This is a genomic window from Sphingomonas sp. ID0503 (assembly GCF_048565625.1).
In the GTDB taxonomy this organism is placed as follows: Bacteria; Pseudomonadota; Alphaproteobacteria; order Sphingomonadales; family Sphingomonadaceae; genus JBLZUR01.
The window spans coordinates 1,169,010-1,193,798 of the sequence record NZ_JBLZUR010000002.1 but is presented as its reverse complement, the minus strand read 5'-3'; the positions used below and the strand labels follow the sequence as shown (position 1 = coordinate 1,193,798).

The following is a 24,789-nucleotide window of genomic DNA, read 5'->3' as shown; positions in this document are numbered from 1 at the left end:
GTTCACTCATCCTCCCCCGCCAGGGGGAGGTGGCGCCGAAGGCGACAGAGGGGGAGGACGGCGGTGTGCTCAAGGATGCGAGTTGGCTCCCAACCTCTCCCTCCGTCAGGCTACGCCTGCCACCTCCCCCTAGCGGGGGGAGGATCAGAACGACCCTAAGCCGCGGCCCGCTGCTGCTGCTCGATCTGCCGCCACGCCGCCGCGATCTCGGCAAGGTTCGCCGCCACGACCCGCAGCGCCTCGGCATCGCCCGACACGCCCGCCCCCGTCACTTCGGATCGCGCGCCCCGGTACAGCCGCGACAAGGTCTCTGCCACGTCCCCACCCTTGGTGAAGTCGAGGCCCGCCTCCAGCGCGAAGAGGATCGCTAGCGCCTTGGTGATCCGCGCGCTTTTGATCTCGAACTGCTTCTTCTCGATCGCGAACGCCGCCTGCCTGAGCGCGACATCGAGATCCTCGTAGAGAAGCTGGATCAGCCGGTGCGGCGAGGCGGACTGCACGCGACTCGAGACGTCCACCTGACGGTAGATCGCGGCCGGGTCGCCACGCAGCGGAGATGCGTACATGAAGCTCATCGCCGGTTAGCGGTTACTGTTGTTCCACGCATCGACCTGCTGCTCCAGGAACGACTGCGTGGATTTGTAGGCAGCGACGCGCGAGTCCATTGCGGCGAACTGCCGGGTCAAGTTCGCCTTCATCTTGGCCGAACTTTCGTCGAGCTTGGTCTTCTGCGCCTCGACATCCTTCTGCGCCTTGGTCAGCCGCTCATTCGCGCTGTAAAGCGCACCGCCCGAGGCGGTCAGGCTGCTGGCGACATCGTTCAGCGCGTTGAGCAAGCCGCGATCGACCGTGATCGTGGCGGAGGTGGCACCCGCGAGCGGCTGGATCGTCAAACCCTTGGCCGCGCTGCTGCTGGCGGCGAAGAGCAACGAGCCCGACGAGACCGCCGCCACGCTATCGATCTTGCCCGAGGCGTTGGTGCCTGTGGCCCTGGTCGCGTTGGTCAGGCCGAGCAGGTCCGACACCGTCGCATCCGCCGCACCGATCTCGATCCGCGATGTGCTGCCCAGCGTCTTCGAAGCGGCGGTCAGATGGTCCCCATCCCAGCCGATGCTGGCGAGCACGGTAATGCTCGTGTTGTTCTGGATCGCATCGTTCAGCGCGGCGGCGAAATCAGCACCGCTCGCATAGCTGCCCGCGGGCACCGTCACCGCGACCGGCGTCTTGCCGTCCAGCGCCACGTTGAACACGTTGTTGGTCGCGTCCAGCACCAGCGGCATGTCGAAAGCCGTCGGCACCGCGCTGCCGGTCAGCTTGCCGCCGGTCGCGGCCACCAGATCGGTCACCGCATAGGTCCCCGGCTTGGTCGCGCTGACCAGCGACACGATCCCGACCAGGCTGCTGCTGCTCTTCTGGGTCGGGTTGAACATCGCCTCGACCGCCGCCGGGTTCGCCGCCACCGCCTTGTTCAGCCGCCCGGTATCGACGCTCAGCGTGCCGTCGCGATTGGTGCTGACCCCCAGCTCCGCCAATGTCGAAGGCGATCCGCCTGCGACCAACGGCGTGCTGGTCAGCTTGGCGAGCATCGACATCATCGTGCGAACCGAGGAATCGCCGTTCAGGCTGCCCGTGTCCTTGTCCGTCTGCTCGGCGACGATCCCCAGCAGCTCGTTATACGCACCCACGAAGTCGGAGACGGCGGCGCTCAACGAGGAGGTCGGCTGGCTCGATCCGATCACCACCTTGGACGTGGTGACGCTCTTCAGCGTCAGCGTCGCGCCGGTGACGAGGTCGGAGATGCTGTTGGACGGCCGGCGCACCGTCAGACCGTCGAAGGTGACGATCGCATCGCCCGCCGCCTGATTGAGCACCGCGCCGCTGGTCGCCCCCGGCCCGTAGTTCAGCTGCGCCAGCCCCTCGGCTCCCGCCGTCTCGGTGGCGTTGATCGTGAAGGCGGCGGCATCGCCCGTCGCGCCCTTGATGACCAGCCGCGCGCCCGTCGCGTCGGACACAACGGTGGCCGTCATGCCGGTCGCCTGCTTGTTGATCGCGGCGGCGATGCCGGACAAGCTGTTGTTGCTGCTGTCGATGTCGATGCTGATCGCGGCCGGCAGCGCCTTCGCGTCGAAGCCGGTCATCGTGCTCGTCGCGCTGTCGACCGTTGCATTGCCGAAGGTGAAGGTCAGCTTGCCGGTGCCGAGCGGCGTGTTCGCATCGGCGAAAGCCTTGCTGCTGACCGACTGCGCGGCGGCGAGCTGCTTGACCTCGATCTGACTGGCCGCGCCGCTCGGCTTCACCCCAGCGATCCCCGCGACCGAGATCGCGTTGGCATCCGACGTGGTCGGCTGCGTCGTCAGCGTCCCACCCGCGATCAGCGAGGTGAGCGCGGTCGAGAAGTTGAGGATGCCGCTCTTCAGCTGCGAAATGCCGGAAATCTGCGTGGTGAGCTTCTCGGTCTTGGCCTTGAAGATCGTGTCCTTCGCCTCGCGCTGCGCGGAGACGAGGTTGGTGACCAGCTGGGTCGTGTCGATCCCCGATCCAACTCCAAGCGTGGTTGCGATCGACATCCGGAAACTCGCCCCTTCGGGTCCGCCGGGAACGCGGCACCCACATGATGATTAACGGCCGGTCGGGTGAGAGTTTTAGGCCTCGAGAACTCCACCACGCCGTTCGGGCTGAGCCTGTCGAAGCCCCAGCGTCACCGTCTCACCGGCCCTTCGACAAGCTCAGGGCGAACGGCGGCGGAAGCAGGGTCAGTGAACCGTCCCACCCTGCTTCACCCCGTTCTCGTCGAACAGCGCGGTTTCCGGCACGATGATATGTGGCTGCTGCCCGCCCGCCGCGCGGTTGAGGCCGAAGACGAAGGCCAGCACCGTCGCCACCGCCATGTAGAGGTCGTCGCGGATTTCCTGCCCCTCGTTCGAGGTATAGTAGAGGCCACGCGCAAGCGCCGGATATTCCAGCACCGGCACCTTGTTCTCCGCCGCCAGCTCGCGAATGGCGAGCGCCGTCGCACCCCTCCCCTTCACCGTCACAGTCGGCGCCTGGTCGCGCCCGCGATCGTACCGCAGCGCCACGGCGAAGTGCGTCGGGTTGGTGAGCACGACATGGCTCTCCTGCACCGCCTTGCGCGCGCCGCCCATCAGGATCTCGCGCTGACGCTGGCGCAGATGACCCTTCAGCTCCGGCGAGCCTTCGCTCTCCTTGTGCTCGTCCTTCACCTCCTGCAGCGACATCTTCAGCTTGCCCAGCAACCGCACCAGCTGCATCGGCACGTCGATGCCGGCGATCAGCAGCAGCCCGCCCGACATGATGAGCAGCAGGCTGACGAAGCTCGCCCCCATCTTGCCGATGCCCGAATTGAGATCGCCCGCCGCCAGCCCCATCGCCTCATAGCGGGTGGACCACAGCAGCCATCCGCCGATCGCGCCCAGCAGGATCACCTTCAGGATCGACTTGCCGAGTTCGATCAGCCCCTGCTTGCCGAACATGCGGCTGAAGCCGGAAACCGGGCTGAGCCGGCTCGCCTTGGGCGCCAGGAGCGACGCGTTGAAACGCACATTGCCGAGGCCCGCCTGGCTGACGATCGCCACCACCATCGTGATCGCGAACAGGCTGGCAAGCGAGGGCAGCAGCTGCCACCCCACGGCATAGATCGGCCGCAGCGGCTGGAAATCTTCCACATCCGCATGGCTGAACTGCAGGCTCTCGGTCATCACCGCCTTGAACGCGTCGATGAGCGCCGGGCCGGACATCGCCATCCACGCGGCACCCGCCATCACCACGGCGGCGGTGGCGAGTTCCTTGGAGCGGAGGATGTCGCCCTTCTTTGCGGCATCGTCCTTGCGCTTCTGGGTTGGTGCCTGGGTCTTTTCGCCTGCGGACTCCGACATGGCCGCTTAGCCTCCGAAGACCAGCCTGGCCGCCGCGTTCAACCCTTCCCGCACCACGCCGCCCATGAACTCGCCCATCGCCGGAAAGGCGACGGCCACCGTCACGATGCCGACGACGAGGCTGGCCGGCAGGCCCACCGCGAACAGGTTCAGCGAGGGCGCCGAACGCGACATCATACCGACGACGAGGTTAAGGCAGAGCAACGTGAATCCCACCGGAAGGGCCAAAAGGAAGCCCGCCAGGAACGCGTAGCCGCCAAAGGTTGCGATGTTCTTAACCACGTTCGGTGACAGCCATCCCTGCCCCGGCGGCAGCACCTGGTAACTGCGCACTACGAGGTCGGTCAGCACCAGATGCCCGTCGATGGCGAGGAACAGCAGGATCATGATGATCGACAGGAATTGCCCGATCGCCTGCGTCCCCGCCCCGCTCATCGGATCGACCGTCGCGGCGAAATTCAGGCCCATCGACCCGGAGATCGCCTCGCCTGCCAGCAGCGGTGCCGCAAAGGCGATCTGCACGACGAAGCCGAGGGCAAGGCCCACCAGCGCCTCCTGTACCACCGCGAGCATGGTGGTCAGCGAGAAGATCACCGTCGGCGGCTGCACCTGCGCGGCGTTCAGCACCAACACCGCGATTGCCCCGGCCAGGATGATGCGCACCTGCACCGGCACGCCAACCGCCCCGAACACCGGCGCCGCCGTAAACGCCGCCCCCACCCGCACCATCACGAAGATGAGCGTCCACAGCATCGGCTCGACATCGGGTACGCCCAAGCCGAGCATCTAGAACATCCTCCCCGGCACGGGGAGGTGGCGCCGCGAAGCGGTGACGGAGGGGGGCGTCAGCGGGTGAGCGGGTCGCTTGTTAAGCGCCCCCTCCACCATGCTCCGCATGGTCCCCCTCCCCGTGCCGGGGAGGATCGTGGAACCCTCACTTCACCACATCCGGAATCCGCTCGAAGATCCGCACGATGAAGTCTGACAGCAGCCCCATGATCATCCCCCCAAAAATGATGATCGCCACCATCACCACGATCAGCTTGGGGACGAAGGACAGGGTCTGCTCGTTGATCGAGGTCGCCGCCTGCACCATGCCGAGCAGCACGCCCGCGATCAGCGCCGGGATCAGGATCGGCGCGGCAGCAAGCGCGAGGACGAACATCGCCTCCTGCGCCACGCCGAGGAAGTAGGACTGGTCCACCGCCCGCCCTTAGGTCGCGAAACTATTGGCGAGGCTGCCCATCGTCAGCGCCCAGCCATCGACGAGGACAAACAGCAACAGCTTGAACGGCAGGGAGATGATGTTCGGCGACAGCATCATCATGCCGAGCGCCATCAGCACCGAGGCCACCACCAGATCGATGACGATGAACGGCAGGAAGATCAGGAACCCGATCTGGAACGCCGTCTTCAATTCGGAGGTGATGAAGGACGGCAGCAGCACCGACATCGGAATGTCCTTGGGGGTCGCGTAAGGCCCAGACCGGGCGATCCCCGCGAACATGTTGATGTCCTTGATCCGCGTCTGCCGCGTCATGAACGCCCGCATCGGGTCGGCCGCGCGGGTGATCGCCGTCCCGCTGTCGATCTGGCCGGCATTATACGGCTTCAGCGCTATCTCGTTTACCCGCGTCAGCGTCGGCGCCATCACGAACAGCGACAGGAACAGCGAAAGCCCGATCAGCACCTGATTGGGTGGCGTCTGCTGCAATCCCAGCGCCTGCCGCAGAATCGACAGCACGATGATTATCCGGGTGAAGCTCGTCATCATCAGGATCAGCGACGGCAGGATCGTCAGCAGGCTCATGATGATGAGCACCTGCAGCGACAGCGCCATCGGCGCCTGACCCTGGCCGGTCAGCTGGTTCAGCGTACGATCGAGCGCCCCGGTTACGGGCGACGCGGGCGCGGGTGTCACCGGCGCGGTCTGCGCGAAGGCGGGAAACGCGAGGAACAGCAGGAGGAGGAGCAACAGTGCTCCTGCAAAGGCAGGAGCCTTGGGGAACGGCCGCGCCCCGACCCTATTCGACATGGGTCGGCGTCTCGATCTTGTCGATCAGGTTCACCCCACCGCGCCCGACGGAGACCAGCAACCGCCGTCCCTCGAACTCCAGCACCGCGAGGCGAAGCCCCGGCGACACCATCATCGTCTCGCGCACCGCCAGGCTGCGCGTGCCCGTCTGCCCTGGCAACCGGCTCTGCAATTTACGCCAGAGGTACAGGCAACCGATCATCAAACCGATGACGATGGGCAGCGTGATCGCGAGCTTGAGGAGATACGTCCCGATCATGCCACCCTTTTGCCTTCCTCAGGCCGGGCTGACAGCCCTTCCGCGCGGGTCGGCCAGCTCGGTGATGCGAATACCGAAGCGGTCGCCGATCGTGACCACCTCGCCGCGCCCGATTAGCGTGCCATTGACCAGCACGTCGAGCAACTCATTCGCCTGCCGGTCGAGTTCGACCACGCTCGCCTCACCAAGGCTGAGCAGCTCGCGCAGTTTGAGCGAGGTCGATCCGATCTCGACCGTCAGCTTTACGTCCACGTCCTGAAGCAGGCGGAGATTGGCGGCGCCCGCGGCTTCCATCGGGAACGGCGGATTGCTCATGTCGCTCATCTTATTCCTCGTCTTTCACGGTTTCGAGCCGCTCTAGCCGGAGCGCGGTCCGGCCGTTCGCCTGGCCGACGGTGCCGGTGGCGAAGCGGTTGTTGCTTACGATGATCGGGATCTCCTGCCCGAACTCGATGGGGATGATGTCGCCGGGCTTCAGGTCCATCAGCATGGAGAGCGGCACGACCGGCTCGGCCAGCACGGTGCGGACCGACAGCGGCACCTGCATCACGGCGCGGGTCAGCTCATGCTTCCACTTCGGATCGCCGCCGCCCCGCTTCGACTGCACCTTGGCACCCAGCACCGGGGCGAGGGGCTTCAGCGCCATCACCGGATAGACGATGTCGACATGCGTCATCTGCCCGCCCGCCGTCGTCAGCTCGAAGCGCGTGATGACCACCGAGTCGTCGGCGTCGAGATGGCTCAGCATCTTCACGTTCGATTCGCGGGCGAACGGCGCGAAGCTGACCTCGGCCAGCTCGACCCAGCTGCGCGTCAGCATGTCGGCGATCTCGCTCACCGCGCGCTTGGCGATCGCCTCTTCGGCACCCGTGAACTCGGGCGGCAATGCGTTGGGCACCGCGCCCGATCCGCCGAAGAAAAGGTCCACCACCGACAGGACGAAGCCCGCGTCCATCACCACCAGCGCGTTGCCGGTCAGCGGTGCCATGCGCAGCAGGTTCAGGCTGATCAGCCCCTGCGGCAGGCAGGCGACGTAGTTCCCGAACGATTCGACCCTTAGCGGCTCCGCCACCACGCGCGGCTGGCGGCGCAGAAGCGGCTCGAACACGTCGCGCATCAGCTTGGCCTGTCTGTCGCAGAGCTGCTGCAGAGAGTGAAGATCGCCCAGCGTCGAAAGCTTGCCGGAGCCCAGCACCTCGGCATGGCGCGCACGCGGACCCGCGCCGAGCACCGAATCATCGGGCTCGGCAAAGGCCACGCCTGGCGCGTCACGGAGGAGGGCGTCTGTCATCGTTACCTATTGAACAATGAAGTTGGTAAAATAGACGTTACCAATCCCGCCGAAGCCCGCTTTCTTCTCCAGCGTCGTGTTGATCGCCTTACGGATCTGCTCCGCCAGCTGCTCCTTGCCCTCCTGAGTGAAGACCTGGTCCTCGGTTGCGTTGGACAGCGTCATCAGGATGGCCGAACGCAGCGGGATATCGTTGTTCTTGACGTTGCCGATCACGCGCTTGTCGTAATGCGTCGACAGTGACAGGCCGATCTGGACGAAGTGCGGGCTGTCGCGCAGGTTCGACGTGAATTCTTTTTCCATCGTGTAGTAGGTCGACTCGTACTTCTCGCCGCCCTCGGTGCCTTCGGCCTTGCCGCCCGAATCACCTTCGCCTTCGCCCCCGCCATGGCCGCCGCCTTCGCCACCCTCGGCCGCTTCCTCCTCATGCCCCTCGCCCTTCTTGACGAGCTTGGGGATGTTCGGGTCCTCAATGGGCGCTGCATGCGCGCCGCCGCCGACGATGCCGGACTGGGTCGCATAGATGCCGCCGCCGATGCCGGCGCCCAGCACCAGCACCACGCCGCCACCCAGCATGAGGATCTTCCCCATGCCGCCCTTTTTCTTCTTGGCCTCGCCGGCCGGCTTCTCTTCACTCATCGCTCAGTCTCCGTCTCGTGTCAGGCGAGTCGCTCGCGGGGCGCGCGGGCGGGCTCGGGCGCATCGGCCGGCTCCTCACGCGTCGCGCGCGCTCGGGAGGCCGGGTTCTCGGCGAGCCGTTGCTGCTGCTGGTTCTGCTGCTGCCGGCTCCAGGCCTCACCACCCATGTTGGGGGCAGGACCATTTCCGCCGGCTTGTGCCTCATTAAGCTTAAGACCGCGTTGATCCGCCATCTCCTGAAGCCTTGAAGCATGTTCGGCGAGGAGCGCGCGGGCATGCGGGTTCTCCGCGTTGAACGAGACCCGCATCTCGCCATCCTTCTGATGGAAGGAGATGTCGATCGCGCCCAGAGCGTCGGGCAGCAGGCGGATTCGCGTCTCCTTCGATCCATCCGCCCCCTGCATCTCGCTGATCCGGTCGATCATTGCCGTCATCCAGTCCTGCTGGCTGGTATCGACCACGGCCTGACCTGGAGTTGACACCGCTGCAGGACCGACCGGCTGAGCCTGCGTCACTCCCGCCAGCGCCGCGATCGCATCGCCGGACACGTCGGCAGGCGGCGGATCATCGGCAGGATTGCGCACGATCGCCCCCGCCGCCGCGAGCGACGCCAGAGTCGCCCCGTTGATCTGCACGCCGATTGGCATCGGCGGCGGCTGCACCACCGAAGCCGCCGCGAAGCGCGCCTGAATGTCCATGTTCGCCGCCGGCGTCACACTCCCCCCGGCCTTCCCCCCAACCAGCGCGTCCCGCAGACGCGGCAGTTCGGGCGTGGCGACCGAAGGCTTGGTGAAGGTCATCACCTCGGGCACGCGCTCAGGCATTACCAAAGCCGGAGTAGGTTGAGGCTGCAAGACTGGTCCGGTCTGTACCGGAGCCGCTACGGCTACACGTTGCAGCCCCAGCGCTCGCTCCGTCGTCGGCTGAACTGCCGCATATGGCGGCTGCGCTGGCAGGCTCACAGTCACCTCGTCGCCCGCCGGTCGTACTACGATGGGAACTTCGCTTACAGGCTCTTGCGGAATAATGTCCGTTGCGCCGACGAGGAGCGGCCTGATCGGGTCGACAGCGCCCTTGCCCTTCTGCGGCGAAGTCACCGCGGGCGCTTCGCGATCAAGACCAGGCGTGACCACCATAGGCTCGATCATGACAGCGGAAGACTGCGTCGGCGCCGATCGGTCATCAGGAGCCTGCGGAGCAGCGCCATCCGCTTGAGCCGGAACCGCGGCGCTCTGGTGCGGCAAGGGCCGGATCGGATCGACCGCACCCTTGGCCCTTGGCGGCAGCGGCACCTCTCCGCGTCCGCGATCGGGCGCGGCCACCTTACGCTGGTTCAGGGCTGGCGTGGGCGATGGTGTCCCCACAACCTCAGCGTGCTCGGGCGCAGGAGAAACCTTGTTGCTCGGTGGTGGCGCCACCGGGGTGGGCTTGCCGGCGTTTTGTGGTGTCGATACCTCGACCGGAGCTGGGGCAGCAGTGCTCTGGTCCGGCACGGACCGGATCGGATCGACCGCACCCTTGCCCCTTGGCGGCAGCGGCACCTCTCCGCGTCCGCGATCAGGCGCGGCCACCTTACGCTGGTTCAGGGCTAGCGTGGGCGATGGTGTCCCCACAACCTCAGCGCGCTCGGGCGCAGGAGCAACCTTGTTGCTCGGTGGTGGCGCCACCGGGGTGGGCTTACCGGCGTTTTGTGGTGTCGATACCTTGACCGGAGCTGGGGCAGCAGTGCTCTGGTCCGGCACGGACCGGATCGGATCGACCGCACCTTCGCCCTTGCGCGGCAGCGGCATCGCCGCACGATCGAGATCAGGCGCGCCTTCCTTTGGCGCGATCAGGACTGTGGCGGGTGACGGCGAAGTCGCCGAGCGAGGTTTGTCGGCGGCCTGCGGTGCCGACACACCTGCCGGAGCCAGAACAGCGGCGCCCTGTTCCCGCACCGGCCGGATCGGATCGACAGCACCCTTGCCCTTGGACGCTAAGGTTACCGGCGGCCGCTCCTGCTCAGGGCTGGGCGCGGCTATCTTCGGCTCGATCGGCACGAGCGCATTCTGCACAAGAGGCTGCGGCTCGACAGATTTCCGGGTGGTGGGTGCGGGTTTCGCCTCGGCGGTCTTCGCCTCTTCCGTTTGCGAGGCAGCAACCGGCTCCGCATCTTCGGCGATGTCGGCGGGAAGCAAGACGGCAGGACCATGCGTCGTCGGCCTTGGCGCTTTTGCCGCCGGCAGGGCCTCGCCGTCCTCCACACTCGCAGGAGGCTGCGGACTGAACAGCGCCAGGATCGCGGTGGGATCGTCGGGCGGCAGGATCTTGCCGCCATCGGCAAGCACCTGCCGCACGGCCGCACCGCTCAGAGGAACATCGGGGATCGTAACGGACGGGGTCTCCCCCTCAACGGCAACCTGCTCGCCCAGGGCCGCAAACAGGCCGCCGAACGCCTCCCCGCCTCCGCCGGGCGCGGCGGCCGATCCGCTCGTCTTGCCAGTGATACCGATCGAAACGCTGGTGACGTCCATGCCTGCCCCTTATGCGGGGCGCATCGTCAGCCCCGGCCAGCTTCCTCTTTCGCAAGCTTCGTGCCAGCCCGTCCGCTCGGCATCTCGTCGGAGAGCTTGCGCATCTCCTGCATGGCCAGCTGCTTCTTCGCGCGCTCGACCAGCTTTTCCATCGCGTTATGGTCGCGCCGCGCCGACTTGGTCGCCTCGACCTTCATCTCCACGGCACGCTCTGCGTTGAACACGCGCCCCTGCGCGTTCACGCGCGAGTCGGTCAGGCGTGTCCGATAAACCGCCCCCGCTGCCAGCGTCAGCGCATGGGCGAACCCCTCCGACGGCGCCTGATCGGCGACCAGCTGGTCGATCCGCTGCACCAGCTGCTCGGCGGTGGCGAGTTGCCCGCGCGCCTGGCTTTCCTGCGCCTGCGCGATGTCGCGCTGCACCTCGCGGACGCGCAGCAACCGGCCGAGGCGCTTGGGATCGCGCATCTCAGCCGAACACCGCGACGAGTTCACCGACCGCCGTATCCAGGCTCACCTTGTCCTCGGGCGATTGCTGGACGTAATTCATCACCGCCCCATGATGGGCGATCGCGCTGTCGATCTCCGGATCGGTGCCGTGCCGGTATGCGCCCATGAGGATGAGGTCGCGGTTCTCTTCATAAGTGGCGAGGTGGCGGCGCAGCTTGCGCGCGGCCTTGGCGTGTTCCGGCACCACGATATCGCTCATCACGCGGCTGACCGAAGGTCCCACGTCGATCGCCGGATAGATGCCCCGCTCGGCCAGGCTGCGCGACAGGACGATATGCCCATCGAGGATCGCGCGCGCCGAATCGACCACCGGGTCGGACCCGTCGTCGCCATCCGCCAGCACGGTGTAGATCGCGGTGATCGACCCGCCGGTGTTCACATCCGCCCCTGCCCGCTCGATCAGGTTCGGCAGCATGGCAATGGCGGACGGCGGATAGCCGCGCGCCGATGCCGGCTCGCCCAGCGCCAGCCCGATCTCGCGACCCGCATGGGCAACGCGCGTCAGGCTGTCGATGATCAGCAGCACGCGCTTGCCCTCGTCGCGGAACGCCTCGGCGATCGCTGTCGCGCGCATTGCGCCTCGGATACGCAGCACCGGCGAATGGTTCGCCGGCACCGCGACCACCACCGCCTTGGCCCGCGCCTCGCCCGGCAGCTTGGTCTCAAGAAAATCGGTCACCTCGCGGCTGCGCTCGCCGATCAGGCCGACGACCACGACGTCGGCGTTGGTCGCGCGCACCATCATGCCCAGCAGCACGGACTTGCCGACGCCAGATCCCGCCATGATGCCGATGCGCTGCCCTTGCCCGATCGTCAGCAGCCCGTTGATCGCGCGCACGCCGACATCCAGCGGCTCCAGCACGCGGCCGCGATCCAGCGGGTTCTGCATCTTGCCGGCGAGCGGCCAACGCGCCGCACCCCGGATCGGGCCGAGCCCGTCGATCGGCGCGCCCGTCCCGTCGACCACGCGCCCCAGCATCGCTTCGCCCACTTCGGCCGCACCCGGCGACCCCATCGGGCGCACGGCGGCGCGCGGCAGCAACGGCGCCTGGCCGCCCAGGTTCATCATGATCGTGCGGCCATTGCGGAAGCCGATGACCTCCGCCTGGATCTTGCCGCCGTCCGCCGTATCCACCTCGCAGATCATGCCGATCGGCATGGCGAGGCCCACCGCCTCCATCAGCAGTCCGTCGAAGGACGACAGCCGCGCCGTCATCTTCGGCATCAGCTGGATCGGCGTCTGGGCGAGCCGGTCGAGGACGGCGCTGGCGTGCTCGGTGATCATAAGGCGCGGATCACTCCGGAAGGGCGACGGTGTCGAGCGCGGCAGTCAACTGATCCAGCCACATCGCCGGGCCGTCCTCGACCTCGGCGGTCAGCGTCTCAAGCCGGAAGCTGCCGCGGCTCATCTTCTCATCCCCAACGCTCGCGACGTTGCCCGGCAGGCTGCCGTCCAGCATCGCCAGATCGTCCGGGTGCAGGAACAGGCGTGCCGGCTCGGTCACATCCGCCAGCATCCCGATCGCGCGATCGATCCGCTGGCTCAGCAGCGCGGGCGACACTCCGCACTCGCCGACCACCTGCTGCACCAGCGCCAGCACCGTGTTCCGCAACCGCTCGGAAAGTGCGGCGCGGTCGAACCCGGTCGCGCCCGCCAGGCCCGCGATCATCTTGGCGCAGGCGTCGGTGGACGCCTCATAGGCCTCGCGCGCCACCCGCTCGCCCTCGGCGAAGCCGGCGGCATAGACCTCGGCCTCGTCGAACTGCGGCACCGGCGGCTCGATCACCTCCGGCACGATCTCTTCCACGATCTCGATCACCGGCTCAGCCACGGCGGGCGCCACGAAGGGCGCGGCAGGCGCACCGGCGAAGCCCGGCGTGAAACCGTCGCTCGCCGCGGGCCGCGTCCACGCAGCAGGCTGCGGCGCAAAGCTCTGGCGACGCGCCTCCAGCAGGCGGCCGAACGCCTCCTCCGTCACCGGCACCGCGAAGGGCGCACCCGCGACGAACGCACCGGCATCGCCCTGCGGCACGAACGACTTCGGCGACACCGCGCCCGCAACAGCCGCCGCGAAATCGGCGGTCCAGCCTTCCTTAGACATAGTCGTCGTCGCCCGAACCCATCATGATGGTGCCTTCCTTGGCGAGGTTGCGGGCGATCACCAGGATCCCGCGCTGCGCCTCCAGCACTTCGCTCATCCGCACCGGCCCCTTGGCCTCCATCTCGTCGCGGATGGAATCGGCGGCGCGCGCCGACATGCAGCGGAGCATCTTCTCGCGCTTGTATTCGTCCACGCCCTTCAGGGCGACGATCAGCAGGTCCGCCTCGACACCGCGCAGCAGCGTACCCATCGACTTGTCGTCCAGCGCCATCAGGTGATCGAAGATGAACATCTCGTCCTCGATCGCCTTGGCGGTCTCGCGGTCGACCTTCTGCAGCTTGGTGATAACGCGCTGCTCGGTCGCCTTGCGCGTGTTGTTCATGATCTTGGCGGCTTCCTTCGCGCCGCCAAGCGTGATCGTCGATTGCGTCTGCCCCGGCGCGAGGCGCTCGGACAGCACGCTCTTCAGCATCTCCAGCGCGGCCGGTGTCACCGGGCCGAGCTTCGCCACACGATGCACGATGTCCGGCTGCACGGCCTCGGGCAGCAGTTGGAGGACGTCGGCGGCAAGCCCGCTGTCGAGATTGGCGATCAGCACGGCCGCGATCTGCGGGTTCTCCCGCTCGATCAGCTTGGCGATCTCCTTCGGCTGCAGCCAGTTCAGCAGGTCGATGTCGGACGTCACCTCCGGCGGCGCGATGCGGGCGAGCACACTCTCCGCCTTGTCGGCGCCGAGCGCGTTGGTCATTACCCGCTCGATCTGCGGGCGGCGGTTGAAGCCGATCGCCGTCTGCTCACGCGCCTTGCTGACGAAATCGTCCAGCACGACGGAGACCTGGTCCTCGCCGACGTCTGCCACCGCGAACATCGCCTTGCCGAGCTGCTGGACCTCATCGGGCTCCAGCTTCTGGAGGATGGCGGCCGCCTCCTCCTCGCCGACCAGCATCATCAAGACGGCGGCGCGCTCTGCGCCGGTAAAGCCACGGGCCGGGGGTTCCATCGCCATGTCGTTCTAGCTCCGGATCATTTCTTTGACGGCGAGCGCGGCGCGCGTCGGGTCTTCGCGGGTGAACTCACGGACCAACGCAACCTTGTCGTCATAGCTCCGTGCGCTGTCCAACATTTCCAGGCTCGACCCGGCGGAGCGGGCGGCGGCCTTGCGGGCGGCGAAGGCGGCGTCGGCGGCGGCCTGCTCGTCATTCCCCTCGGCGGCGGCACCGTCCGGCGTCGGCAGGGCGCGGCCCTCGGCATCGACCGGCTCGGCAGCGGCCTTGGCGGCGGCGGCCTGCTTCTTGGTCATCATGCCGACCAGCGGCTTCACCCCGATGAAGAGGACGAGGAGCGCGATCACCAGGGCGGTGGCATTGCGCACCACCATCGGCAGCCAGCTCGCCTCGTACCACTTGGCACTGGCCTCGTCGGCAGCCGCCCCGTCGAACGGGCGGGAGATGACGCTGACGACATCGCCGCGCTGCTGGGTGAAGCCGGTCGCCGCACGGATCAGCTGGGTGATCTGCTCGACCTCGGCAGGGGTGCGCTTCTTGGCACCGGCCGCTTCGCGCAGGACCACCGCGACCGACAGGCGCTTGACCGAACCCGGCGTCGCCTTGGTGACGGAGACTTCCTTGCCCAGTTCGAAGCTGCGGGTAAAGCTGTCGTTCTGCTTGGTCGGGTTCGGCTGGGCGGCGGCCTCGGCGGCGTTGGCCGGCGGCTGGCCGGGCGCACCCGGCTGCACCGTGGCGGCGGCAGGCGGCGTGTTGGACAGCGCACCCGGAATTCCGCCGGCGTTCTCGCCATTGTTGGCGTCGGTCGCGGTCCACTGGCCCTGCTCGGCGCGGAGGGCGGCACCCTCCTTGTCATAGCTCTCGCGGGTCGCCTGGGTCTCGTCCAGGTCGACATCGGCCTGCACCTCGGCAGTAAAGTTGCCCGCGCCGACCAGCGGGGTCAGCAGGGTGATAAGCTGCTGGCGGTACTTGTCCTCCAGCTTGCGCTGGAACTCGATGCGCTTGTCGCCGGCGCTGTCGCCACCCGCCGCACCATCCTTGGTCAGCAGCTCGCCCGCCTGATCGACCACCGTCACGGCATCGGGCTTCATGCCCGGCACGGAGGAGGCGACGAGGTTGACGATCGAACGCACCTGATCCTGGCTGAGCGAACGCCCGGCGTTCAGTCGGAGAACGACGGAGGCGGAGGGCTGTGCATTGTCGCGCAGGAACACGGACTGTTCCGGGGTCGCGAGGTGGACGCGCGCCTCGGCCACGGCCTCGATCTCCTGGATCGAACGGGCCAGCTCGGTCTCGCGCGCTTGGCGCAGGCGCTCGCCCTCCACCGCGCGGCTGACGCCGAGGGGGAGCTGGTCGAGGATCTGGTATCCACCCGGCTCGCTCTTCGGCAGACCCTGAGCCGCCAGCGTCATGCGCGCCTTGTAGAAATCGTCCTCGTTGACGGTCAAGGTGCCGTTATTGTCGAAGCTGCTCTTGATCCCCGCACCCGTCAGCGCCTCGCTGATCGCCGCCTTATCGGCATCGCCCAAGCCCTGATACAGCGTCCGCTGCGGCGGGGTGCGCAGCACGCTCCACGCGATTGCGGCGAGCGCCACCATCAGCACCAGGCCGATCATCGGCAGCGCCTTCTTGACGGCCGGCTGGCCCATCACGTTCTTGACCTGCGCGAACGGACCCGACAGGCGCGCCAGCGGGTTCGGGAGTTCGGCGGGGAGGACTGCGCCAGCAGGCGCCGGAAGAGTGTTCTCGCTCATATCACCTTACACCGGCATGCTCATGATGTCCTTGTACGCGGACAGGAGCTTGTTTCGGACCTGGAGGGTCGCCTCAAAGCTGATCGACGCCTTCTGGCGCGACAGCATGACCTGAGCGACGTCGACATTCTCCCCGCGCTCATAGGAGTCGGACACGCGGCCCGCGGCATTCTGCGTCTCGTTGACGGACTTCAGCGCGTCCTTGAGCGCGTCGCCGAAGCCGCCGCCCGCCTTGGAGGTGCTGGTGGTCGTCTCAGCGGGCGCGCCGACCTCGGCCGCCTTGCTGAGCGCCTGGTTGCGCTCCAGGATCTGCGCCCGCATCGACATGATGCGGTTGGCGTCGATCCCGCCGACCCCGCCGATCCCGCTCATGCCGACCTCACGTCGAGGACTTCACCCTCGTCGCGGGCCTTGGCGAGGCGGTAGCGCAGCGTCCGCTCGGAGATGCCGAGGCGGCGGGCGGTCTCGATCCGGCTGCCGCCGCACGCCGCCAGCGTCTCGCGGATCGCCGCGAACTCGGAAAGCTGCACCACCTTGCCGAGCGGTGCCGCGCCGCTGAGGCCGATCGGCGCCGGCGCGGCCTGCACCTGGCGGCGGCCGGTCATGTCGAACACCAGATGGCTGCGCTCGATCCGGTCGCCGGGGGCGAGGAGCAGCGCGCGCTGGATCACGTTCTCCAGCTCGCGGACATTGCCAGGCCAGTCATGCGCCTGCAACGCGTTCAAGGCGTCGAGCGTCGGGAACGGCACCGGGCGGCGGTTGCCGACGTGGCGCAGGATCATAGCGGCGGTCAGCGCGGCGATGTCCTGGCGACGCTCGCAAAGCGGCTGGGTCTGCAGTGGGAAGACCGACAGACGGTAGTAGAGGTCGGCGCGGAAGCGGCCTTCCTCGATCTCCAGCGGCAGGTCGCGGTTGGCGCAGGCGACGATGCGAACGTCGATCGGCTCGGCCTTGGTGGCGCCCAGCGGCACCACTTCCCGCTCCTGCAGCGCGCGGAGCAGCTTGGCCTGCAGGCCCAGCGGCATCTCCGCGATCTCGTCGAGGAGGAGCGTGCCGCCGTTCGCCGCGCGGAAGAAACCTTCGGCAGCGCCGGCAGCACCGGTGAACGCGCCCTTGGTATGACCGAAGAGCAGCGCCTCAAGCATCGTCTCGGGCAGCGCGGCGCAGTTGACCGCGATGAACGGGCCGTTGCGGCGGGGCGAGCTGTTGTGGATGTGGCGGGCCAGCACTTCCTTGCCGGTGCCGGTCGGGCCGTTGATCAGCACGGAGACGTCACTGCCCGCGACGCGCTCGGCCAGCTGGAACAGCGCCATGGTCGCGGGGTCGGCAGCGGTCGGTGCACCCTCGGCGCGCAGCAGCTCGGCGGTAAAGGCGTGGCCGAAGATCGCGTCCTCATGGCCGAAGGAGATCTCGGCGGGCGCATCGTCGGTCGCGGGGATGACGAAGCGATCGGCACCGTTGCCGATCACGACGGTGCGACGCGGTGCCGGCAGGGCCTCGCCCTGGGTCACGACGAACTTGGCGTCGTTCCGCGTGTCGGCCTTGCCGCCCTGGCGCAGCTGGACGCCCGAACCCCGCAGCCAGGACATCAGGATGGGCTGCTCGGCCATCGCCTTGTCGCTGAAGTGGATCGTCGTCATGGCGCAATTCCTGACCGGCTCGTTCATCCTCATGAACAGGTTTTGCACCATCGATGGTTAAGAAGGCTTTAAACTCCCAAGCCTGCGGAATAGCGTGATTTTTTCGAAGTCACGGAAAACAGGCACGTTTCCGCCCCCGATCCGAAAAAAGTGATCGGCCGTGGTTAAGCCCGTCGATTTGCGGCCGTTGTCTGGTTCGTCGGCGAAGGCTCGTCGGGGTTCGCTTCGGAGCCCAAGCCGCCGGGGAAAACTTGGAGACCAGACATGACTGTCATCGGAACTAACATTGCGGCGATGCGCGCCCAGGCGGGGGCCAAGAAGGCCGAATCCGCTCTCTCGACGGCGATGGAGCGCCTGTCGACCGGTTCGCGTATCAACAGCGCGAAGGACGACGCGGCGGGCCTCGCCATCTCCACGCGCATGACCAGCCAGATCAAGGGCTACACGGTCGCGATCCAGAACGCCAACGACGGCATCTCGATGATGCAGACGGCCGAAGGCGCGATGGGCGAAGTCACCAACATGCTGCAGCGCATGCGCGAGCTGGCGGTTCAGTCCTCGAACGGCACGCTGTCCAACGAAGACCGCACCGCCCTTCAGACCGAAACCGATCAGCTGCTGTCGGAAATCAACAACGTCGCGAAGACCGCCAACTTCAACGGCATCAAGCTGCTCGACGGTTCCGCCAAGGACATCAAGCTGCAGACCGGCGTGAACGCGGGTGACAACGTCTCGCTCGCTCTCGGCGACGTGTCGACCAACGCGCTCGGCCTCACCGCCGGCGGCAAGGACGGCCAGCTCGTTTCCGGCCGCGTCACCGACATCTCGTCCGTCACGGCGTCCGCGGTCCAGATCAACGGCGTCAACGCGTTCGACGCGGCGATCCCCTCGGGTCAGACCAAGGACTTCGCCAAGACGCTCGCCGCTGCGATCAACTCGAACAGCGCGAAGACCGGCGTCACCGCGACGGCGACCAACAGCGTCACCTCGGCCAAGATCACCAAGACCTCGTTCGAAGACGCGGATCTGAAGATCAACGACGTGTCGATCAAGGGTGCCGACAGCCTCGAAGGCCTCGTCGCCAACATCAACAAGTCGGCCGCCGGCGTGACTGCGGTCCTCAACAAGGACAACACGGTCACCCTGTCGAACAGCGACGGTTCCACCATCAAGACCGACGGCACCCTCGCCAACAACGGCTTCCCGGATGCGGCCACGTCCTACCAGGGCTATGTCTCGCTGCAGAGCACCTCGGGCAAGGCGATCAAGCTGACCGCTTCCGACGCCGATGCCGACGGCACCGTCGAGGATACGGAAGTCGCGACCGCTCAGAAGCTCGGCTTCAACATCACGGACGGTGTCACCTTCACCGGCCAGGACGTGACCGCTGCCGCGCTGACCGACGGTGAGCTGGTCCTGAACGGCACGAAGATCGGCGTCTCGGCGTCCGACAGCGCCGCCGACAAGGCCGCCGCGATCAACGCCAAGACCGACCAGTCGGGCGTCAAGGCCACGGTCAGCGGTTCGAAGCTGGTCCTCACCTCCACCAACGGCGGCGAAGTCCGCGTCGAAGGCACCGGTGCGGCCAAGATCGGCTTCTCGGCACAGGGCGGTTCGGAGAACATGACGTCGAAGCTGGACATCTCCAGCCAGACCGCGGCGGCCTCGGCCCTCACCGCGATCGACAAGGCGCTCGGCTCCATCACGGTCAGCCGTGGTGACCTCGGTGCGGTCCAGAACCGCCTCGAGAGCACGGTCAGCAACCTGACGACCGTCAACACCAACCTGTCGGACGCCCGCTCGCGGATCCAGGACGCCGACTTCTCGACCGAGACCACCAACCTCGCCAAGGCCCAGATCCTGAGCCAGGCAGCGACGGCGATGCTCGCTCAGGCGAACCAGAGCTCGCAGAACGTGATGAGCCTGCTGCGCTAAGACCGATCGTCCCGGGCGGGGGACCGTCCGGGGCGTGAGGTCTCCAGTGAAGCCTGGTGGGTTTCACGGCTGATCAGGCTTCTGCCCCGGGAACCCCCGGTCTCTCGCAAGAGAGGCCGGGGGTTTTCGGTTGCGAAGCGCCCCGCCCACGGACACCCCGCCCCGTTCGCGCGGAGCCCATCGAAGCGCCAGCACGCCCTCCCCCACGCATTCGATTTCCGGTGGGTATCGGTCCGTCCTGAACGGCTAGCTCGCGGGCGGGATCAGTTCGCGCCGGAGCATGTCGACGATCGACGGCGCGACCGGCGACTTCCGTCCGAAATGCCGCGCCGCGACTTCGCGACGCAAGTCCTTCTTGGGATCCTCCCCGCGCAGCACCACCGCCTCGAACGTCGCGGCGAGTTCGGCTCGATCATGGACAGGGTAGAACGTCTGCGCGAAGTCCGCGCCCACTGCGTTGAAGGTCACGGCCGGATGCTCCGCCTTCAGCCAGATGATCGGCATTTCCGTGGGCATATACTCACCCAGGAACGACGCCCCTTCGGTGATCAGCGCCGTCGATGTCCGGAAGATGTCGAAGTAATCGCCGTCCCTGTACACTCGGGCATTACCCAGGGCGTTCCAGCTGGCCTCATAGGCCTCGTACTCCGCTAGCGACATCACGCCGTTAGCCGGCACCGTGTACTTCAACCGGCCATGCGGCTTGTAGATCCAGTCGACCTCGCCTGATCCCGCGGCAAGCCGGTACATCAGGTCGTAATTCCAGTCGAAGGTCGCGATGCGCAGCATCTCGTTCTTCAACGCGTGGTGCGGGGCGTAGATAACGCGCGGTCCGGCGCGCTCCGGGTGGGGCCATGCCTCGGCGCTCGGCGGCCGGCCGTAATAGGCGTCCAGCTTCGGATAACCGGTCACCAAGATGCGATCCGCCGCCTCCGGATCGTGCCTCAGGTGCACGGCGCGATGAACGTCGTTCTGCGCCAGGAACCTCCAGATATACGGGTGAAAAGTCGGGATGGTGTATTCCGCGTCGAAGTCGCTGTAAATTGCGTATCCGTAATGCATGCTGACGCCGAGGCTCCGGCCCAGCATATGGGATGGCACCGCCTTCATGCCCCAGGGCTGCTGATAGAACACCACGTCCAGATCTCGCTTGTGGAACGCCCGTTTCTTCTTGACCGGGTCGTACAATGCGACCGCCAGAGGATCGATCTTGCGGAAGAACGCCAATTCCTCGGCGTAATTGGTATTTCGCGCCGCAGGGGTCTTGTCGCGATGGGTCAGCGTGACGAACAGGCGCGCATCGATATCGGAATGACGCCGCAATTCGGCGAGCAGGGTATCCCCGTTCCACTTCGTGCGATCATTGACCAGGAAGGCGACGCGCAGCGGCCGCCCGGTCGCCGTGATCTCCTGCCGGACGCGCAGCCTGGCGTGCTCGTTCGCAAGCGCTATCGCCTCAGCATCGACCACAGACACTCCCCCGCCGCCAGCGTGGACCGCCTATGCCAATCCGGCTCCTTTCGTCTACCGCCTCGCGAACGCTCCGCCTGCCCCCTACTCCGTCCGCGCCTTCACCGCCGCGCGCAGTTTGTCGTGCGCCGCCTTCTTGATCTGGCACACCCGCGCCGCGCCCACGCCCAGAACCTGCCCGATCTCCTCCAGGTTCAGCTCCTCGACATAGTACAGCTGCACCACCATCTGCTCCTTCTCGGACAGGTCGGTGATCGCCTCGATCAGCACCTGGCGCAGTTCGCCCTGTGCCAGCAATTCCTCGGCATTGAGGTCGTCGCTGACGAACCAGGGGCTTTCGTCGTCGTACACGCTGTCGATCGACTCCAGCCGCACCGACTGCCCGCCCGCATAGCTCTGCGCCAGCTTCTCGGGCGTGACGCCCAGCCGCCCGGCGATCTCCTCCTCCTTCGCCCGCCGCCCCAGCTCGGCGGACAGGTCGCTCGCCGCCTTCTGGTACTCGCGCCGGCGCCGCATCGCCCCGCGCGTCTCGGTCGCCTGCTTGCGCAGCTGGTCGATCATCGCGCCCCGGATGCGGGTGTTCAGATACTGCTGGAACGTCACTTGGCCCCGATCCTCGAAGCTCGAGGCCGCCTCGATCAGGGCGACCAGCCCGATCTGGCAGAGATCCTCCACCTCGATCGCGGAGGAGACGCTGCCGTGGACATGCCAGGCGATGCGCCGCACCAGCTTCATATTGTCCCGGATCAGCTGCTCCGGCCCCGGCTTGGGCGTGCCGACGCGGGTGTAGACCACCGGGGTGGCGTCGCTGGTGTCGATGGCTGCGTGAAAGGCCATTGTCTTGCTTTCCTGAGGCTTAGGCCGCGAGGGCTTCGGGGGCGCCGATCACGGCGACGACTTCGACGGGCTTGCCGTCCGGCACTTCGAAGAAGCTGAGGACCGGCGTGTCCGGCAGGCAAGTCTTCATCAGCTTGCGCATAGACTGGCGGATCGCCGGCTGCACCACGAGTGCGAAGGGCTGCGCGCGCTCCATCTGCGGCTGCGCGGCGGTGGTCATCGCGTCGATGATGCGTCGCGCGAGGTTCGGCTCGATGACATGGCGGTGCGACGGGTCGGAACGGGCGGCGTTGCCCAGGATCTGCTCCAGCCCGCCTTCCAGCGTCATCACGCGCAGGGGCTCGTGCACGCCGCAGAGCTTCTGGATGATCAGGCTGCCCAGCTCCGGCCGGATCAGCTCGACCAGCTCCTCGGCATCCACCGTGCGCTGCGCGGCGACGGCAAGGGCGGCGGCGATGCGGCGGAACTCCTTGATCGAAATGTTCTCGGCGAGGAGCGCGCGCAGCACCTGCGTCAGCGTGGTGAGCGTCAGCGGCTGCGGGCAGAGCGCACCCGCCAGAGCCGCCGAGCTTTCCTTCAACTGGTCGAGCAGCTTCTGCGTCTCGTCCGGGCCGAGCAGCTCGGCGGCATGCTGGCCGAGCAGGTGGTTCAGGTGCGTCGCGATGACGGTGCCCGAGTCCACCACCATGTAGCCGGCGGCGGTCGCGGCGTCCTGATCGGCGCGGCTGATCCAGAGAGCCTCCAGCCCGAAGGTCGGGTCGCGCGCCGGAACACCTTCGACCGAACCCACGACCTGACCGGTGTCCAGCGCCATCATCTCGTCCGGCGAGACCTGGTCCTCGCCGACCACCACGCCGCCGACGATGACACGATAGGCATAGGGGGCGAGATTGATGTCGTCGCGGACGCGCACCTGCGGCACGACGAAGCCAAGATCCTTGGACAGCTGGCGGCGGATGCCGGTGATCCGCTTCATCAGCGGCGCACCCGCGCGCTCGTCCACCAGCGGCACCAGGCCGTAACCGATCTGCAGGCCGACCTGCATGTGGTCGGAGACCTCGTCCCAGTCGATGCGGCTCTCGTCATGCGCCGGCTGCGCAGCCGCCTCTTCCTGCGCCTTGGTCTCGGCGGCGGCGGCAGCGGCCTTGGCGGGGGCACCCTTCAGCTTCCAGGCGATGAAGCCCGCGCCGGCGGCAAAGGTGCCGAGCACGATGTGCGGCATTCCCGGCAGCATCGCGAGGATGCCCATGATCGCAGCGACCGGCGCCCAGGTGCGGGTCGAGGCGAACTGGCTGCCGATCTGGCCGGCAAGGTCGAGGCTGGAGGAAACGCGGGTGACGATCGCGGCGGCGGCGATGGACAGCATCAGCGCCGGGATCTGCGCGACCAGCGCGTCGCCGATGGCAAGCAGCGTGTAGGTCTTCGCCGCCTCGCCGAGGCTCAGCTTGTGAGAGACGGTGCCGAGGATCAGGCCGCCGACGACGTTGATCGCCAGGATCAGGAGCGCCGCGACCGCGTCGCCCTTCACGAACTTGGACGAACCGTCCATCGAACCGTAGAAGTCCGCCTCGGTCGACACCTCGACGCGGCGCGCCTTCGCCTCGGCCGGGGTCATCAGGCCGGCGTTCAGATCGGCGTCGATCGCCATCTGCTTGCCGGGCAGCGCGTCCAGGGTGAAGCGCGCCGACACCTCCGACACGCGGCCCGCGCCCTTGGTGATGACGATCAGGTTGATGATCATCAAAATCGCGAAGACGAAGATGCCGACGACATAGTCGCCGCCGATCAGGAAGTTGCCGAACGCCTCGATGACATGGCCCGCCGCCGCCTCGCCCTCATGCCCGTGGACCAGCACGACGCGGGTCGACGCGACGTTGAGAGCCAGCCGGAGCAAGGTGGCGAAGAGCAGCACGGTCGGAAAGGACGAGAAGTCGAGCGGCTTCTCGGCATTCAGCGCCACCATCAGCACCGCCAGGCTGATGACGATGTTCAGCACGAAGAACACGTCCAGCATGAACGCCGGGATCGGCACGACCATCAGGAGGACGACCAGCAGGATCGCGCCGGGCAGCGCCGCCATCTTACCGTTACGGGCGAACTTGTTCATCGCTTAGGCTCCCAGGTTCGCAAGCATGAGGTAGGCGGTGCGCGCATTGTCCGGCGAGGGACGCAGGAAGCTGTTCTGGCCCTGCCCCGGGTTCATGCGGGCGAGCTGAAGGCGGTTCAGCGTTGCCGTGTCCATGCGGCCGTTGCCGCCCGGCAAGGAATTGCCGCTGCTTGCCGCCCCCTGCCCCAGCTTGCCCGCAAAGCGGTCGTAGACCTGCGCCAGCGTCTTCGCGCTGCCGTCCTTGTTGTAGAACACGTTGCGATTGGCCCGCCCCGCCGCCGGGAACAGGCTGGCGGCGGTGGCGCCGGCGTTGTTCTGCATCGCCGACAGGAACTTCTGCCCGCCCTTCTGGCCAAGAAAGTGACAGATATAGAGGTCGGTGCCGGTCGCCGTCCGGCCGAGGCACCCCTCCACTGCCGCCTTGTTGTCGGCGGCATGTTCCGCCGCCATGATCGAGCAGGTTTCCGGGTCCTTGCGCAGGTTCATGATCTGCTGCCGCATCGCCGGATCGGCGACGTAATAGCGCCCGCCGGAGGTCTGCTGGATCGCGTTGGAGGCCCAGCCGAGGCCGTTCGCTTGCCCGTGCTGCGACATCACCGCCAGCCAGCTCTGGTCCACGAACTGGAACAGGCCGGTCGCGGAAGAGGTCGCCGCCTTGGCGTCCGGCCGCAGCCCGCTCTCGATATTCGCCTGGCCGAGAAGGTAGCTGAAATCGACGCCGGTCTTCCGGCTGGCATTCGCAATCGCATTGCGGACGCCGTCGGTGCTCGAAGTTGGAAACTGGATAAACGCCGTCATCAG

General features: G+C 67.0%; 22 protein-coding genes and 2 pseudogenes. 2 read left to right on the top strand and 22 right to left on the bottom strand.

Going from position 1 to position 24,789, the window contains the following annotated elements:
- Positions 1–155: 155 nt before the first annotated feature.
- From fliS to ACM608_RS06645, 18 genes are all read right to left on the bottom strand, one after another.
- Positions 156–566 (bottom strand): flagellar export chaperone FliS, encoded by a 411-nt coding sequence (gene fliS, locus ACM608_RS06730; protein WP_419682479.1) that lies wholly within the window; start codon positions 564–566, stop codon positions 156–158.
- Positions 567–581: 15 nt separating this feature from the next.
- Positions 582–2,567, bottom strand: coding sequence for a flagellar filament capping protein FliD (gene fliD, locus ACM608_RS06725; RefSeq protein ID WP_419682478.1), 1,986 nt, complete (start codon positions 2,565–2,567; stop codon positions 582–584).
- 186 nt (positions 2,568–2,753) lie between these two features.
- Positions 2,754–3,893 (bottom strand): EscU/YscU/HrcU family type III secretion system export apparatus switch protein, encoded by a 1,140-nt coding sequence (locus ACM608_RS06720; RefSeq protein WP_419682477.1) that lies wholly within the window; start codon positions 3,891–3,893, stop codon positions 2,754–2,756.
- Between the two features lie 6 nt (positions 3,894–3,899).
- Positions 3,900–4,679 carry a flagellar biosynthetic protein FliR gene (gene fliR, locus ACM608_RS06715; RefSeq protein WP_419682476.1) on the bottom strand — a complete coding sequence of 260 codons (780 nt, stop codon included), beginning with the start codon at positions 4,677–4,679 and terminating at the stop codon, positions 3,900–3,902.
- Positions 4,680–4,827: 148 nt separating this feature from the next.
- Positions 4,828–5,097, bottom strand: a complete 270-nt coding sequence (gene fliQ / locus ACM608_RS06710) for a flagellar biosynthesis protein FliQ (protein ID WP_419682475.1) — start codon at positions 5,095–5,097, stop codon at positions 4,828–4,830.
- Positions 5,098–5,106: 9 nt separating this feature from the next.
- Complete coding sequence (gene fliP, locus ACM608_RS06705; RefSeq protein WP_419682474.1) at positions 5,107–5,928, bottom strand: flagellar type III secretion system pore protein FliP; 822 nt, start codon at positions 5,926–5,928, stop codon at positions 5,107–5,109.
- The gene (locus ACM608_RS06700; protein ID WP_419682473.1) at positions 5,918–6,187 is read right to left on the bottom strand and encodes a FliO/MopB family protein; all 270 of its coding nucleotides are present in this window, start codon (positions 6,185–6,187) and stop codon (positions 5,918–5,920) included. The genes fliP and ACM608_RS06700 overlap by 11 nt, the downstream gene beginning before the upstream one ends.
- A gap of 18 nt (positions 6,188–6,205) precedes the next feature.
- Entirely contained in the window at positions 6,206–6,511 is a 306-nt protein-coding gene (fliN, locus tag ACM608_RS06695) for a flagellar motor switch protein FliN (RefSeq protein ID WP_419682472.1), read from the bottom strand.
- A gap of 1 nt (position 6,512) precedes the next feature.
- Positions 6,513–7,478 (bottom strand): flagellar motor switch protein FliM, encoded by a 966-nt coding sequence (locus tag ACM608_RS06690; RefSeq protein ID WP_419682471.1) that lies wholly within the window; start codon positions 7,476–7,478, stop codon positions 6,513–6,515.
- A 6-nt stretch (positions 7,479–7,484) separates the two neighbouring features.
- Complete coding sequence (locus ACM608_RS06685) at positions 7,485–8,117, bottom strand: flagellar basal body-associated FliL family protein (RefSeq protein ID WP_419682470.1); 633 nt, start codon at positions 8,115–8,117, stop codon at positions 7,485–7,487.
- Between the two features lie 20 nt (positions 8,118–8,137).
- The gene (locus ACM608_RS06680; RefSeq protein ID WP_419682469.1) at positions 8,138–10,630 is read right to left on the bottom strand and encodes a flagellar hook-length control protein FliK; all 2,493 of its coding nucleotides are present in this window, start codon (positions 10,628–10,630) and stop codon (positions 8,138–8,140) included.
- A 26-nt stretch (positions 10,631–10,656) separates the two neighbouring features.
- On the bottom strand, positions 10,657–11,097 hold the full coding sequence (locus ACM608_RS06675) for a hypothetical protein (protein WP_419682468.1): 441 nt from the start codon (positions 11,095–11,097) through the stop codon (positions 10,657–10,659).
- A gap of 1 nt (position 11,098) precedes the next feature.
- Positions 11,099–12,364 (bottom strand): FliI/YscN family ATPase, encoded by a 1,266-nt coding sequence (locus tag ACM608_RS06670; protein WP_419685115.1) that lies wholly within the window; start codon positions 12,362–12,364, stop codon positions 11,099–11,101.
- A gap of 70 nt (positions 12,365–12,434) precedes the next feature.
- The gene (locus tag ACM608_RS06665) at positions 12,435–13,241 is read right to left on the bottom strand and encodes a FliH/SctL family protein (protein ID WP_419682467.1); all 807 of its coding nucleotides are present in this window, start codon (positions 13,239–13,241) and stop codon (positions 12,435–12,437) included.
- Positions 13,234–14,247: a flagellar motor switch protein FliG gene (fliG, locus tag ACM608_RS06660; RefSeq protein WP_419682466.1), complete on the bottom strand. Its 1,014-nt coding sequence runs from the start codon at positions 14,245–14,247 to the stop codon at positions 13,234–13,236. The genes ACM608_RS06665 and fliG overlap by 8 nt, the downstream gene beginning before the upstream one ends.
- Before the next feature lie 6 nt (positions 14,248–14,253).
- Positions 14,254–15,999: a flagellar basal-body MS-ring/collar protein FliF gene (fliF, locus tag ACM608_RS06655; protein ID WP_419682465.1), complete on the bottom strand. Its 1,746-nt coding sequence runs from the start codon at positions 15,997–15,999 to the stop codon at positions 14,254–14,256.
- Positions 16,000–16,005: 6 nt separating this feature from the next.
- Positions 16,006–16,371, bottom strand: a complete 366-nt coding sequence (gene fliE / locus ACM608_RS06650) for a flagellar hook-basal body complex protein FliE (RefSeq protein WP_419682464.1) — start codon at positions 16,369–16,371, stop codon at positions 16,006–16,008.
- Entirely contained in the window at positions 16,368–17,639 is a 1,272-nt protein-coding gene (locus tag ACM608_RS06645) for a sigma-54 interaction domain-containing protein (protein WP_419682463.1), read from the bottom strand. Before ACM608_RS06645 ends, fliE begins: the two co-directional genes overlap by 4 nt.
- Before the next feature lie 264 nt (positions 17,640–17,903).
- Here ACM608_RS06645 and ACM608_RS06640 point away from each other — a divergent pair.
- Positions 17,904–19,178 (top strand): annotated as a pseudogene (locus ACM608_RS06640) (flagellin hook IN motif-containing protein); the annotation flags it as partial.
- Between the two features lie 144 nt (positions 19,179–19,322).
- Positions 19,323–19,574, top strand: a pseudogene (locus ACM608_RS06635) (flagellin); the annotation flags it as partial.
- A 246-nt stretch (positions 19,575–19,820) separates the two neighbouring features.
- Here ACM608_RS06635 and ACM608_RS06630 read toward each other — a convergent pair.
- From ACM608_RS06630 to ACM608_RS06615, 4 genes are all read right to left on the bottom strand, one after another.
- Positions 19,821–21,044, bottom strand: coding sequence for a hypothetical protein (locus ACM608_RS06630; protein ID WP_419682462.1), 1,224 nt, complete (start codon positions 21,042–21,044; stop codon positions 19,821–19,823).
- A gap of 84 nt (positions 21,045–21,128) precedes the next feature.
- Positions 21,129–21,881 carry a sigma-70 family RNA polymerase sigma factor gene (locus tag ACM608_RS06625; protein WP_419682461.1) on the bottom strand — a complete coding sequence of 251 codons (753 nt, stop codon included), beginning with the start codon at positions 21,879–21,881 and terminating at the stop codon, positions 21,129–21,131.
- Positions 21,882–21,900: 19 nt separating this feature from the next.
- Positions 21,901–23,988, bottom strand: a complete 2,088-nt coding sequence (gene flhA / locus ACM608_RS06620; RefSeq protein ID WP_419682460.1) for a flagellar biosynthesis protein FlhA — start codon at positions 23,986–23,988, stop codon at positions 21,901–21,903.
- A gap of 3 nt (positions 23,989–23,991) precedes the next feature.
- Positions 23,992–24,786: a lytic transglycosylase domain-containing protein gene (locus tag ACM608_RS06615; protein WP_419682458.1), complete on the bottom strand. Its 795-nt coding sequence runs from the start codon at positions 24,784–24,786 to the stop codon at positions 23,992–23,994.
- Positions 24,787–24,789 lie beyond the last annotated feature (3 nt).